The sequence below is a fragment of the Pseudomonas sp. R37(2017) genome (assembly GCF_002113375.1).
In the GTDB taxonomy this organism is placed as follows: Bacteria; Pseudomonadota; Gammaproteobacteria; order Pseudomonadales; family Pseudomonadaceae; genus Aquipseudomonas.
In genome coordinates this window covers 109402-123230 of the sequence record NZ_NEHO01000008.1, presented here as the reverse complement: position 1 = coordinate 123230, position 13829 = coordinate 109402, and the positions used below count along the sequence as shown (strand labels likewise).

Below are 13829 nucleotides of genomic sequence, written 5' to 3'. Positions count from 1 at the left end.
CAAAACAAGAAAAGGCCTACCGTTCGTCGCCTTTCTAAAAGAATTAGCATCTGAAGAAAATAAAAACCCATAAAAAAGTAAAAACCGCACATTTACTCCTACAGAAACACCTTACTCAACACAGCAAGATTACTTCTGCTTACCGAAAACTAAAATATAGTTTTGAAAAGGAATTCCACAGATCTACGTCAAAAACCAGCCACACTAGAGAAAAACAAAACCATCAAGACTCCCAATATCATGTAGGGCGCATCTTAAAAGCTCATAGGAATCTCCCTACAACACAAAATCCACTCATTTGCATCCAACGCTAAAATAAACTAATTCTTGCACCACCACTTAACACCAAGCGCCCTACAAAAAAACAACAAACACGGAAAACCACCACTTGATGACTAAAAATATTATCCCCAGGACCTCAAGCCTAACCACAACACTCATAAAAGAACAACTAAAAGAACCCATCGCCTTTTTCTGGATCATGATTTCACCCTGCGCGATGTTCTATTTCCTTGCAACAACCAGGCAAGACCCCAACTACCTTTCGATTAATTACACTATTATTTCAGCATGGTTTTATGCCTACATCTCTTCCAGCGTCGCATTATTCGGATTCGCCTTTTATATAATCGGAAGAAGGGAAAGCGGATTCACCAGATCATTTATCTACTCCAAAGAGTCAAGACTGATTTTTCTTTTCTCGAATTTCACAGCCTACTCATTAATATCGATAGCTTATTGCGCAGCCTTTTACTTAACGACGAAATTCCCTTTCGGAAATTACAACCTCACCGAACTACTGAATATCGCCCTGCGCTTTTACATCTGCTTTATCATGTTTTGCTCAATCGGGGCTGTATTCTCTTTGCTACCGATCAATTTTCAGAACTCGAACACTCTGCTTTCCATTTTTTCGTTCTGCATGTTGATCCTCGGCGTAATGAGTGCCAGCAGATCGAACCCCATTACCGACGCTTTGAACCTCGCAAACCCATTGACACTTGCAAGCCAGATAATGGAGCAAGGCCTGGAGTCCAACAAACTCGCCATAACGGGAATAATTATTTTATTTATTTCAGTACTGCACAAAACCTTCAAGCACCTGAGAATCAATCCCGTATGGAGCCGATACTGATGAAAAAATTCACGGCGCAGAGCATTGACTTCTCTTACTCGGACAAGCCTCTTTTAACCCAGGCATCTCTTGAGGTTGCTCAAGGCGACATTGTCGGTATTCTGGGACCGAATGGATCTGGAAAAACAACTTTTTTCGATATTGTCTGTGACCTGAAAAAAGCAAAATCCGGCTGTATAAAAAACGACTTCAGTCGCTTTTTATACCTTTCTCAAATCATCACCACTCCCCCACCGCTGCGAATGCGCGACATTTTTAAAATGGTGACTGCGCTGTCATCAAGCGAGCCCATGACACAAGACAAGACCTTAGAAAAAATAAGTGCATGGAGCCCTGCGATAGTTGACCGATACCAAGACATATGGAACAAAAAATCATCGCTCTGCAGCTACGGAGAGACACGCTGGTTCTTTACCCTCTCTCTTCTTTCAATTTCTGCAGACTTCGTGATTCTCGACGAACCCACTGCCGGTGTAGATCCAGAATTTCGTCGGTATATTTGGCAATGCCTTCAGGGCGCCGCCAGGGAGGGCACGGCGATTCTGGTTTCCTCGCACAATGTCGATGAGGTCATTAACCACTGTGATTATTTTTACATGATCAGCCAGCGACGCTTCAATCGCTTTGCCAATGGTAGTGAGTTCATGAATCGGTACGGAGTAAAGACAGTGGACGATGCCTTTATCCGAGCCGTTACCGAACCTGTATTCGCAACATAAGCAACGCAAGCGCACACGGGGGAGCTGCCGCAGAGTGCGACAACTCCCGATGAGGAAAGGAATTCGATTCAGTCGGCAAGTCCAGCCAGATACGCCCACGGATAAATCCCCCGCTCATGCCCATCGCTGAACACCAGTTGCAGGCCATACCCCTGCGAGTGCATTTCGATCACCCGAACCCGCGCATCGACCATCGGCGCCGTCCCCCGCAAACGAAACGCCCGGCACTGCGAGCACGGGCACTGCCGGCGCAGTTCGGCATGATCCAGCAGTTGCTCGCGGCCATCCGGCCAGTTCAGTCGCAATTGCTGTTTGCTTCGAGAATTACCCACCGCCAGGGGATTCATTGCAGTTGACTCAAGGCAATGCGCACGGCCTTGCGCACTTCCGGGTCGCCGTCGTCCTGCGCGGCCTGCAGTGCGGTTATGGCCCGTGGCTCGTTCAATTCGCCGAGGGCCAGCGCGGCTTCCTTGCGCAGGTTGCTGATGCGGTGGCCGAGGGTGTCGATCAGCGCTTCGAGCGCAGGCACAAAACGCAAGCGACCGAGGCTGCGGGTGGCGCGCAGGCGCACTTGCCAGTAATCGTCGCCCAAGGCGTCGATCAGGGACGGGCCGGCGTCGAGGTGGCCGATCTTGCCCAGGGTGGTGGCGGCTTCTTCGCGGACTTGCCAGGCATCATCCTGCAAGGCCTGGTACAGGGCCGGCAGCACCTGCGCGTCAAACGCTAGGCCCAAGGCCCCGGTGGCGGCACGTCGCACGTCGATGTCCGGGTCAGCGCTGGCCAACCGTGCCAGGGCGGGCAAGGCATCGCGCTGCTTGAGCCAGCCGAGCACGCCCACCGCCTCGCGGCGCACACTGGCGCTCTCATCGTCCAGTGCCCGGGCAGCTGCCGTGGCAGCATCGGGGCAACGCAATTCGCGCAATGCCCTGAACGCGGCAATGCGCACGTCGATATCGGCGTGCCCGGTCCACGGCAGAATGACCCGGCCCGCCGCCTCGCTCTTGAGCAGGCTGAGGCTTTGCGCAGAGGCCGCCTGTACCGCCGGAGATGGATCGGTCAGCGCCTGGCACAAGGCTTCGACCACGAATTCGTCTTCCCAGGCTTCCAGCAACCGCGCGGCTTCGGCGCGAACCTCTGCAATCGGGTCTTCGGCCAGTCGATCGATCAACCACAGCAGGCCGTCCGGCTCCTCGAGATCGGCCAGTTCGATCAACGCGATCCGGCGTACGCCAGGGTCGTCGTCGGTCAGGCGCGGTTGCAGGGCAAGAATGTCGTCGTTATCGGTTACATCGAATAGTGAGGTCATAGGGCAAATCGCGGCAGTTTGTTTTCAGGGGGAAGTCCCAGCGGGTTCAGGCGCGGCAATTGCCGACCGTCTTCATGCCGCAGGAGTTCGAGGCAATGGCGCTTGAGGTACGAAAAGTCAGGGCGGGTCGTCAATTCCGCGCTGCGCGGCCTTGGAAAGTCCAGGCGCAGGTCTTCGATGATTCGCCCGGGGCGCGAGCTCATGACCAACAGACGATCGGCGAGGAACAACGCTTCGTCGATGTCATGGGTGACAAACACCACGGTGGTGCGGATGCGCGTCCAGATGTCCAGCAGCAGCTCCTGCATGTTCAACCGGGTCAGGGCATCGAGGGCGCCAAAGGGTTCGTCCATCAACAACAACCGTGGTCGGTTGACCAGCACCCGGGCAATTTCCACCCGTTGCTGCATGCCGCCGGAGAGCTGGTCTGGCCAACGCCCGGCAAAACCTTCGAGCCCCACCAGGGCGAGGATTTCATCTGCCGCCTTGTGCCGTTCGGCCTTCGCGATGCCACGCATCTTCAAGCCGAACGCCACGTTGTCACGCACCGTGCGCCACGGAAACAGGGTGTGCTGCTGGAACACCATGCCGCGTTGCGGCGATGGCCCCGAAACCGGCGCGCCATCCACCTTCAAGGTGCCGGTGCGCGGTTGCAGGTGGCCGGCCAGGGCGCCGAGCAAGGTGGACTTACCGCAACCGGACGGCCCGAGAATGCACACGAACTGGCCCGGCTCGATCTGACAATCGAGGCCCTGCACCGCTTCGAAAGCCGCGTGGCCCTCACCCAGGCTGATCGACAGCCCGCGAATATCGATGCGTCCTTCCAGGTGTTGATAAACGCTCATCAGGCTTTTCCTCGTGGTCGATGCCAAGGCGTGAACAGCCCGCCCAGACGCTTGATCAACAGGCTGCTGCCCATGCCGAGCACGCCGATCAGCAACATGCCGACGACAATGTCGGCGTAGTTCTGCAGGGTGTAGGACTCCCAGGTGTAATAGCCGATGCCGAATTGCCCGGAGATCATTTCCGCCGTCACCAGACAGAACCACGAGGTGCCCATGCCGATGGCCAAGCCGGTGATGATGCTCGGCGCGGCACCCGGAAGAATGACCTCCAGCAGGATGGCCCGGCGCCCTGCCCCGAGACTTTTCGCCGAGGCGATCAACCGTGGGTCGACACCTTCGACACCGTGCACGGTGTTGAGCAGGATCGGGAACAGTGCGCCGGTGAAGGTGATGAACACCATCGACAGTTCCGACGAGGGAAACATCAGGATCGCCAGGGGAATCCATGCCACCGCCGGGATCGGGCGCAGCACTTCCAGGGGCGGCAGCAACAGGTCCTCGGCCCATTTCGAGCGGCCGATGGCCAGGCCCAGCGCCACGCCTATGGTCAGTGCCGCGAGGTAGCCGGCGAACACCCGACCGAGACTGCTGCCCAGGTGCTGTGCGAGCTTGCCGGAGTCGCCGAGGCCGAGGGCGGCTTCAATGACCGCCAGGGGCGTCGGGACATTGGCGAAGGTCACGAGGCCAAGGTTCCAGTGGTGGCTGGCGGCGAGTTGCCAGAACAGCAGGCACAGCAGCAATGAAGCGGCTCGGGGAAGCCAGCGGTTAAATGATCCTTTCACGATTCTTCCTCTCAACCGGAATCCCTGTAGGAGCGAGCATGCTCGCGATGGCGGTGGGTCAGTCGACTTCACGTGAATGTGAAACCGCTATCGCGAGCGTGCTCGCTCCTACAGGGGGGGCGATGGTTAACGAACAGCCACGGCCTGGGCAGTGGCCTCGGTAAAGTCAAAGACCTTGCCGCCCTGGGCCGTGGCGAACTGCTGGGCCTGGCCTTTGAGCAGGAAGGCACTCAGTTGCCCTTTGCCATCGGTGGCGAACCACGCCTGGTCCGCCAGCAACTTGATCCCGCTGTCGCTGGCCTGGGCGTACACCGCGCGGATGTTTTTGCCTTCCTGCCTGAGGCCGGCCAGCGCGGCAAACGCCCCTTGCGCCGAGGCGTATTGGCGGACTTTCGGCTCGCCGCGCACCCAGATTTCCGCGACGCGACTGAAGTCGGTAATGGCTTTGCCGCTGGCGGCATCCACAGCCTTGAGTGGCGTCTGCCTGTAATCCGCAAGCTGTGCGCTGTAGTCCAGGTTCGAGGCCTTGAAGGCGGCGCGGATGTACTGGTCGTCGATGAACCGGTTGAGGTCGAGACCGCGATCGGCCTTCTTCAACAGTTTGAGGGTATCGATTGCAGTGCCCACGGCCTGGCGGTATTCCGGCTTCCAGCTCAGGTCGCGGGTCTGCACACCGAGAGGGCCATGGAACAGGTAATTGACCTCGGCATCGACCCCGGTGACCTTGGCGATCAATTCGCTGTATTTCTCCGGCTCGGCCGCCAGCAGCTGGTTAGCCTCGATGCTCGCCCGCAGGTAAGCGACGACGATTTCCGGGTACTTCTGCGCATAGACCTGATCGACCAGCGCACCGTGGAAGGTCGGCGCGCTGGCCTGGGAACCGTCATAAATCTTGCGCGCGAAGCCTCGGCTGGGGAACAGTTCGGCGAAGGGGACAAAGTCGGCGTGAGCATCGATCTTGCCGGCCTGCAATGCGGAGCCGGCGACTTCCGGCGGCTGGGCGATGATGTTCACGTCCTTGAGCGGGTCCCAGCCCTGGGCCGCGACGGCGCGCAGCAGCATGCCATGGGCGGTGGAAGCGAACGGTACGGAAATGGTCTTGCCCTTGAGCTCTGCCAGCGACTGCACGCCCGACGCACTCGGCACCACGATACCGTTGCCACTGCCCTTGGTGCTGCCCGACAGCACGCTGATGAACAGACTGTGCTTGCCCGCGGTTTCGAACGCCACGCCGTTGAACGCACCAGGGAAATCGGCCATGGCGCCGAAATCGAGTTTGCCGGCGACCATCTCGTTGGTCAGCGGTGCGCCGCTGGTGAAGTTTTTCCACTGCACGTCGTATTGGGCGTCCTTGTAGGGACCGTCGTGGGGCAGGTATTTGTCCAGCAACCCGAGTTCACGAATCAACAATCCGCCAGCGGCGCAGTTGATGGTGGTGTCCTGGGTGCCGATGGCAATGCGGATGGTTTCGGCCGAGGCCGACAGAGTGAATGAAGCCAGTACCAGACCGGCCAACGTTGCACGCAACATGAGTGTTTCCCCTCGAATCATTTACAGGATGTTCGTCTCCGCCACGATCAGGGCGTGGTGGGAAACGAGGGGTGTCTTGAATCAGGCGTCCGGTGGTGGCCGGATGGCTTTTGAAATTATTTGAACAGCCCACTATCCACTGTGGGAGCGAGCCTGCTCGCGAAGGCGTCCGGTCAGTCAATGGGGATGTCGCCGGTACGGGCCTCTTCGCGAGCAGGCTCGCTCCCACATTGATTTGTGTTTCAGCGCAGCAGGTATGGGATATCCACTTTCACCGCCCCCGTCGGGCAGTCCTTTTCACAGGGCATGCAGTACCAGCATTCATCGAAGGCCATGTAGGCCTTTTGCGTGGCCGGGTTGATCGCCAACAGGTCCATCGGGCAAACGTCGACGCACACGGTGCAGCCTTTGTGGGCGATGCATTTGTCCTCATCGACCGTAACGGGTGCGTTGGAGCGGAAGAAGATTTCCTGGGGTTGGTAAGCCATGTTCAGTCCCTCTTTCGTTGTCGGCATCAAGCCGCATCGGTACCGACCCGCAGCCGGTCGTAGGCCTGCATCTCGTCGGCATCCAGCGCGATGATGTAAGGCTCGACGGCTTTCCTGAAACTGCTCATCAAACCGTTTTCGTCCTTCTTCAGGTGGCAATGGCAAAACCAGTCGCGATCGTTGCGTTGTGGGTGATCGACGCGATGGTGGTACAGCCCCCAGCGGCTTTCGGTGCGGAACAGTGAAGCGCGGGCAGCCATTTCGGCGCAGTCGCGGATCATGCTGACTTCCATGGCGCGCATCAGTTCGTGGGCGTTGTGGGCCTTGATCTGGTCGAGATCGCGCTGGATGTCGCTGAAGCGTTGCAGGCCGATCTGCATCTTTTTGGTCACTTTCGGCGGTTGCAGGTAGTCGTTGACCAAGCGCCGCAGCTTGTACTCGACCTGGGCCGGTGGCAGGCCATGCTCGCGGTCCAGCGGCGCGTAGACCCGTTGCTTTTCGGCTTCGATCTGCCGGGCATCCAGTGCGGAAAACTCACGCCCGGCGACAAAGTCCGCCGCGTTGTTGCCGGCGAACCAGCCGTAGGTGAATGCGCCGAGCATGTAGTTGTGCGGCACTGCGGCCATGTCCCCCGCCGAGTACAGGCCCTTGACCGAGGTCTCGGCCTTTTCGTTGACCCACACCCCCGACGCCGAATGCCCGCTGCAAAAGCCGATTTCCGAGATGTGCATCTCGACCATCTGCGTGCGGTAGTCGGTGCCGCGATTGGCGTGGAACTGGCCGCGGCTCGGGCGCTCGTTGCTGTGCAGGATCTCTTCGATGTTCTGGATGGTTTCCTCGGCCAGGTGATCGAGCTTGAGGAACACCGGGCCGTTGCCGCTTTCCAGTTCCTGATGGAATTCCCACATCATCTGCCCGCTCCAGTAATCGCACTCGATGAAGCGTTCACCCTTGTTGTTGGCGGTGTAGCCACCCAAGGGACCCGTGACGTAGGCGCAGGCCGGGCCGTTGTAATCCTTGATCAGCGGGTTGATCTGGAAGCACTCCAGGTTCGCCAGTTCGGCACCGGCGTGATAGGCCATCGAGTAGCCGTCGCCGGCATTGGTCGGGTTTTCGTAGGTGCCCATCAGGTAGCCCGAGGACGGCAGTCCCAGACGTCCGGCGGCGCCGCAGGCGAGGATCACCGCCTTGGCCTTGATCACATGGAAGTCCGCCGTACGGCAATCGAAGCCCATCACGCCGTTGACCGCGCCCTCTTGATCCGTCAGCAATCGGGTGCAGACCAACCGATTGGTGATGCTCACTCGCGCACGCTTCAACTGGCGGTACAGGACTTTTTTGATGTCGTGCCCTTCCGGCATCGGCAACACATAAGCGCCCATGTGGTGAACCTTTTTCACCGCGTAGTCGCCGGTTTCGTCCTTCTCGAACTTCACCCCCCAGCGGTCCAGTTGCTCGATCGTCTCGAAGCTGTGGGTGGCATAGGCGTACACCGCGGCCTGATTGACGATGCCGTCGTTGGCGATGGTGATTTCCCTGGTGTACTGCTCCGGCGTCGAGTGGCCGGGAACGATCGCGTTGTTCAGGCCGTCCATGCCCATGCTGATCGCGCCGCTGCGCTTGACGTTGGCCTTGTCGATCAACAATACCCGCAGGTCGCGGTTGCGCTCCTTGGCCTTGATCGCCGCCATGGGACCGGCGGTGCCGCCGCCAATGACAACGATGTCGTATTCCTGCTCCAACGTGCTGCGCGTCATGCCTGCTCCCCTTTTTGCCGGTCGATCCGCAGGCGGTACTGGAAGGCATCGCCACGGTAGTAAAGGTGTTCGAAGTCCAGCGGTCGACCGTCGGCATCGTGGGTCAGGCGTTCGATGCGCATGATCGGCGAGCCAGGTTCAACGTTCAGCGCCCGAGTCAGGTCACTGTCGGCCAGTACCGCATCGATGGCCAGGTCGGCGTGCCCCAGGACCAGGCCGCAGTCGTTTTCCATGATCTGGAAAATGTCACGGGTGACCAGGTCGGCCTTTTCCAGGCGCTCGCCAACGGCCTTGGGCAGGTAAGTGATTTCCAGGGAAATCGGCTCGCGATTGATCAGGCGCACCCGTTTGACCTGCGCCACGATCTCGCCTTCGGCCACCTGCAAACGTTCGGCGACCTGCTTGTCGGCGACAATGAATTTGAAGCTGTGCAGGCGGTTGATCACCTCGTAGCCGCGACCGGTCATGGACTCGGCCAGGCCTTGCAGGGTGCTGACGTTCTGGAAGGTTTTCGGCTTGGCGACGAACGTGCCCTTGCCGTGGATCTTGAAGATCAGCCCTTCCTTTTGCAGATCGCCCAGGGCCTGGCGCACGGTGATGCGGCTGACCTTGAACAACGCGCCAAGCTCGCTTTCGGAAGGCATCTGGCTGTCTTGCGGGTATTCGCCGTCGAGGATGCGAGCGCGCAGCACGTCTCGCAACTGTGTGTGCAACGGGACGCTGCTCAGGGATAGAACGTTATCGGTCATGGCGGATCACTTGTTATAACGAGTTATGACGTGATCTTAGAGAGGTCATGACACGCTTGAGAAATACCGAATGCGCATAAGGTTAGATTTGTAGGAGCGAGCATGCTCGCGATGACATTGTGTCAGTCAACGTTTTTTGGGCTGACACTCCGCCATCGCGAGCATGCTCGCTCCTACAGGGGATTGTGTGTGGTCTGAGGGATCAGTGGCGCTTGAGGATCTGGTCCATCACCCAGTCGGTCTTCAGCGCTTCGCCGGCCACGGCGGGATGCTGCGCCTCGCCACGAATATGCGCATTCATGCCCAATACGTGGTGCCACTGAATGTGGGAGTGATGTTCGATGGTCAGGCTCAGGTGCTCATCGGCGTGCAACTCGACCGGATGCTCATCGAACACTGAAAAGCTGATCCGGCCTTTGCTGCCGATCACTTCGACCCGGTCTTCGCGACGGTCCGCGACGAAGTTCCAGCAACCCATGCCCATTGCTCCCGAAGCGAACCGCCAACAGGCGCTGACAGCATCTTCGGCCGCGTACAAACCGGCTTGCCGTGCGCTGAACCCGGCGACTTCGACGATATCGCCGAGCAGGTACTGAAACAGGTCCAGGCCATGGCTGGCCAGATCGGCAAAGTAGCCACCACCGGCAATCGCCGGATCGGTGCGCCAGTTATCGGCGCCGCTCTGATCCACTGCCGACGGGGCTTTGGTGAGGGTCCAGCTCAGGTGCCGGACCTCGCCGATCCGCCCCTCCTCCAGCCATTGCCGCACTTGCCGGAAGCGTGGAAGCGAACGCCGGTAATAGGACACGAACAGGTGCAGCCCGGCAGCGGCGAACACCTGCTGCATCTCACGGCTTTGCCCGGCGTTCAGCGCCATCGGTTTTTCGACGCAGCAATGCTTGCCCGCGGCGGCCACCTGCAAGGCATACGCGTGGTGGCTGTCAGGCGGCGTGGCGATGTACACCGCGTCGACCTCGGGATCGTTGATCAACGCTTGCGCATCGGTGTAGACCCGCGCGATACCGTGACGCGCGGCGTAGTCGGTGACGGCTTCCAGGCGCCGGCCCATCACCGCCACCAACGCCGATCCGGGGGCCTTGTAGAAGGCCGGCGCGCTTTTGCGCTCAGCGACACTGCCACAACCGATCATGCCCCAGCGCACCAGGTTCATAGGCTCTCCTTGATGTTCAACCGATGCGCAATGCGCGCAGGTCCAGTCGACCGTCCTTGAGCGGTGGGCACCAGTAGTAGCCGCCGGTGATCGGACGGCTGATGCGATACAGACCGTCGGTGATGCCGTCTTCCAGGCCACTCATGCGGCGCAGCTGGGCTTCGAAGGCGTCGAGGGAAAAACCAAAAGCCAGGAACATCAAGCCGGCACGCTCGCCTTCGATCCACGGCATCGAGCGGCGCACCACAAAGGCTTCAGGCGCGAAGCTTTCCTGGGCGGTACGTTTGACGTGGGCGGAAACCGGTGCGTCATCGATCTCTTCGTTATCGCTCAAGCGGCGCCCCATGATGTTGTCCTTCTCATGGGGCGGCATCGCGTGGAAGCCCTTGAGGTCATGCTGCCACTGCTGGATCGCGGCGAAACTGCCTCCGATCGTGCCGTCGGCGCCCTCGGCCACCAGCGCGGCGGCAACAGCGGCTTCGTCGTGAGGGTTCTCGGTGCCGTCTTCGTAGCCGGTCAGGTCATGGCCGGTCATGTGGCGGAAGGTTTCGTTGATCTGCACCAGGCGCAGCGCCGGGGCCAATGCCGTCGTAATGGCGTTGCTGCGGTTGAGCAATTCACCACGGTCTTCACCGTGCAGCCAGCACCAGAGCGCGTGCTGGGTCGACGGGTTTTCGACGCCCACACCGGTCAACGCCGGAAAGGTTCGCAGGCCATCGATCCGAGCGTGCAGTGCATTGACCAGCGATTCGCCAAAACCGGCGACTGCCGATTTCCCGTCCACCAGTTGCATCAAGTTCTCGAGCGCGACTGGCAATGCCTCGACCGATTCGAGCGCGAAGAACATATGGCGAGCTTGAGGCGGAACGGGGGTGGCGAGAATGCCCGGCTGGTAATGACTCATATGAACTCCTCGGAAAAAGAGCACGGAGTTTAACCGGAGTACGAAGGTTTGTGTGCCACCCGGGCCCAGGAACCCATGGCGAAGAGGGTTTCCGTGGCGAGGGGGCTTGCCCCCGTTGGAGCGCGTAGCGCTCCCCTGCATTTCAAGTCATACCGAGTCGACAGGTTTTGGGGCTGCTACGCAACCCAACGGGGGCAAGCCCCCTCGCCACAGAAGCCGTTTGCCTCGATAAATCAAACCACGCCGGGGCTTTCGTGGCGAAAGGCGCTCGGGCTCTTGCCGGTCCAGCGCTTGAAAGCCCGACGGAAGCTGCGCACGTCGCTGTAGCCGACTTCCTCGGTGATCCGCTCGATGGACATGTCCGGGTTGGCCAGCAGACTCATGGTGCGGGCCTGGCGCACTTGCTCCAGCAACGTTTCGAACGTCAGCGCGTGTTCGGTGAGGCGGCGGCGCAGGGTGCGGCTGCTCATGTTCAGGTCGCCAGCGATTTTCTCGATGTGGCTGCCCTCGGTCAGGTCCCGGGCAATCGCCCGCTCCACCGCCTGGATCAGATCCATTTTCTGGTGCACCTGCGCCGCTTCCAGTTCGAGCAGTTTCACCGCCTGGCGCAGGGCCAGGGAATGATGATTGGGCAACTGAACGTCCAGCCAGTGCGCATCGATCACCATGCGGTTTTGCAGGCAACCGAAACGCACGTCCGGTCCCAGTAGCCGCGAATACTCATTGAGATAGTCCGGCGCGGCATGCATGAACTCCACGGCCATCGGTTTGAAATCCGCCCCGGCCAGTGCCCGGCCGTACACCAGCAGGCTGGCGAAAAACTCCTCGACCGCGAACAACTGCACGTCGGCGAACGGCAAGCGGCATTCAACGTCGACAAACACCCGATCACCCGCCTCTTCCACGCTGGACACGACAATGCCCCCCGAGGTGTGCTGATGGCGAATGCCCAGTTCAAAGGCATCGCGCAAGGTCTTGCACAGCGACAACACATGCCCCAGCAACCCCAGCGTACCGAGCACATTCTGCGCCCCGACCCACAGGCCCAGGCCCTGATTGGGCAAGGCCTTGAGCGCGCGCTGAATCATGGCCACGGCCTGGCGATAGGAAATGCGCTGCGCCGGGTCCTGAAGATCCTCGAAGGTAAAACCCAGCCCTCGACACAGGCTCTGGGGATCGATGCCTTTTTGCTCGGCGACTTCGGCCAGGGTTTGCAGGAGAAACGGCGACACCAGCGCCAGTTCAAAGGTGGGATCAGTCACTTTCATTTGCATGGGGCTGTACATTCCGGGTCGAGCTGCATTCTTATTTTTGTAACCGGTTATGTCGAAGGAAGTTAGCACAGGGTTCAGAGGCTGTCCGCAGAAGCCCCCCTAAATGGCCGCCAATACCCTGCCTTGCAGGGCGCAGACCGCTTATTTCTATGGGGCGGCCCTCGTATGGATGCCGAAAAGCCCGCTAACAATAATAACGAGTACAGCCATGACCCCGACCCGCACGACACTTCCCCTACTGGTCATCAGCCTGGCCGGCGTCTGCGCCCTGCAACCGGCGCTGGCCACCGAGGCTGGCGTGGACAACATCGGCCCCGGCACCGACGGCTTTTTCGTGTTGCCGCTGTCCCCCGACAGCCTTCCGGACAACATGGTTGCCTTCAACCTCTACTACAACCACTACAAAGCCACGAAGCTGAACATCAGCTCGCTGGGCGGCAAGGTGCCGAACGTCGAGATCGAATCCACGGCGGTCATTCCGCGCCTGGACTACCTCAGCCCGGTGCGCGTGTTTGGCGGCCGGTTGGCCGGATACATCGCGCAGCCCTGGCTCAAGCAGGAAGTCTCGGTGTTCGGCCTGCCGCAGGACACCCGCGAAGGCATGGGCGACACCACGATCGCGCCGATCATTCTCTGGGACATGGGCCCGAACCTGACCCTCGGCGCCGCCATTGAAGTCACCGTGCCGACCGGCGAATACAGCGTCGATCGCCTGGCCAACACCAGCAACAACTTCTACACCTACAAACCCCTGTTCTCCTTCACCTGGCTGCCGACGGACAGAACCGAGGTGTCGATGAAGACCACCTACAGTTTCAACGAGAAAAACAAGGACACCGACTACAAGTCGGGGCAGATTTTCCACTTCGACTATTCGGCCAGTTTCAAGATCACCGACGACCTGATGCTCGGGTTGAACGGCTACTACCTCAAGCAAACCACCGACGACAAACAGTTCGGCCACACCGTGCAGTTCAATGGCGAGGATGTGAACGACGGGGTGCGCGGCCAGGTGTTCGCGATCGGCCCGGCGCTGCACTGGACCTTCCTCAAATACGCCAGCGCGGAGATTCGCTGGGCCAAGGAATTCGACGTGGAAAACCGGCCTGAAGGGGAAATGCTTTGGGCGAAGGTCAGTATTCCCTATGCGTTTTGATTGACCCTCTTCG

13 protein-coding genes are annotated in these 13829 nt (G+C 59.5%); 2 read left to right on the top strand and 11 right to left on the bottom strand.

Annotated features, from left to right (window positions below; all coding sequences use genetic code 11):
* The first annotated feature begins 1134 nt into the window (after positions 1–1134).
* A complete protein-coding gene (locus tag CAG47_RS15145) occupies positions 1135–1854 on the top strand; it encodes an AAA family ATPase (protein WP_085725667.1) in 720 nt (239 codons plus the stop codon).
* 68 nt (positions 1855–1922) lie between these two features.
* Here the strand turns inward: CAG47_RS15145 and CAG47_RS15140 are convergent, their stop codons facing one another.
* The 11 genes from CAG47_RS15140 to CAG47_RS15090 form a co-directional block, all read right to left on the bottom strand.
* Positions 1923–2201 (bottom strand): DUF971 domain-containing protein, encoded by a 279-nt coding sequence (locus CAG47_RS15140; protein ID WP_085725666.1) that lies wholly within the window; start codon positions 2199–2201, stop codon positions 1923–1925.
* Positions 2198–3160, bottom strand: coding sequence for a HEAT repeat domain-containing protein (locus tag CAG47_RS15135; RefSeq protein ID WP_085725665.1), 963 nt, complete (start codon positions 3158–3160; stop codon positions 2198–2200). Before CAG47_RS15135 ends, CAG47_RS15140 begins: the two co-directional genes overlap by 4 nt.
* A complete protein-coding gene (locus tag CAG47_RS15130) occupies positions 3157–4005 on the bottom strand; it encodes an ABC transporter ATP-binding protein (protein ID WP_085725664.1) in 849 nt (282 codons plus the stop codon). Before CAG47_RS15130 ends, CAG47_RS15135 begins: the two co-directional genes overlap by 4 nt.
* Positions 4005–4787 carry an ABC transporter permease gene (locus CAG47_RS15125; RefSeq protein ID WP_085725663.1) on the bottom strand — a complete coding sequence of 261 codons (783 nt, stop codon included), beginning with the start codon at positions 4785–4787 and terminating at the stop codon, positions 4005–4007. Before CAG47_RS15125 ends, CAG47_RS15130 begins: the two co-directional genes overlap by 1 nt.
* Before the next feature lie 126 nt (positions 4788–4913).
* On the bottom strand, positions 4914–6338 hold the full coding sequence (locus CAG47_RS15120) for an ABC transporter substrate-binding protein (RefSeq protein WP_177408996.1): 1425 nt from the start codon (positions 6336–6338) through the stop codon (positions 4914–4916).
* Positions 6339–6559: 221 nt separating this feature from the next.
* The gene (locus CAG47_RS15115) at positions 6560–6805 is read right to left on the bottom strand and encodes a ferredoxin family protein (RefSeq protein ID WP_085725661.1); all 246 of its coding nucleotides are present in this window, start codon (positions 6803–6805) and stop codon (positions 6560–6562) included.
* A 26-nt stretch (positions 6806–6831) separates the two neighbouring features.
* Entirely contained in the window at positions 6832–8562 is a 1731-nt protein-coding gene (locus CAG47_RS15110; RefSeq protein WP_085725660.1) for a fumarate reductase/succinate dehydrogenase flavoprotein subunit, read from the bottom strand.
* Complete coding sequence (locus tag CAG47_RS15105; RefSeq protein ID WP_085725659.1) at positions 8559–9311, bottom strand: GntR family transcriptional regulator; 753 nt, start codon at positions 9309–9311, stop codon at positions 8559–8561. The genes CAG47_RS15110 and CAG47_RS15105 overlap by 4 nt, the downstream gene beginning before the upstream one ends.
* A 202-nt stretch (positions 9312–9513) precedes the next feature.
* On the bottom strand, positions 9514–10482 hold the full coding sequence (locus CAG47_RS15100) for a Gfo/Idh/MocA family protein (RefSeq protein ID WP_085725658.1): 969 nt from the start codon (positions 10480–10482) through the stop codon (positions 9514–9516).
* Positions 10483–10498: 16 nt separating this feature from the next.
* Positions 10499–11386 carry a Dyp-type peroxidase gene (locus CAG47_RS15095; RefSeq protein ID WP_085725657.1) on the bottom strand — a complete coding sequence of 296 codons (888 nt, stop codon included), beginning with the start codon at positions 11384–11386 and terminating at the stop codon, positions 10499–10501.
* 233 nt (positions 11387–11619) lie between these two features.
* Entirely contained in the window at positions 11620–12660 is a 1041-nt protein-coding gene (locus tag CAG47_RS15090; protein ID WP_085725656.1) for an AraC family transcriptional regulator, read from the bottom strand.
* 208 nt (positions 12661–12868) lie between these two features.
* Here CAG47_RS15090 and CAG47_RS15085 point away from each other — a divergent pair, with 208 nt between their 5' ends.
* Positions 12869–13816: a transporter gene (locus CAG47_RS15085; protein WP_085725655.1), complete on the top strand. Its 948-nt coding sequence runs from the start codon at positions 12869–12871 to the stop codon at positions 13814–13816.
* Positions 13817–13829: the final 13 nt, after the last annotated feature.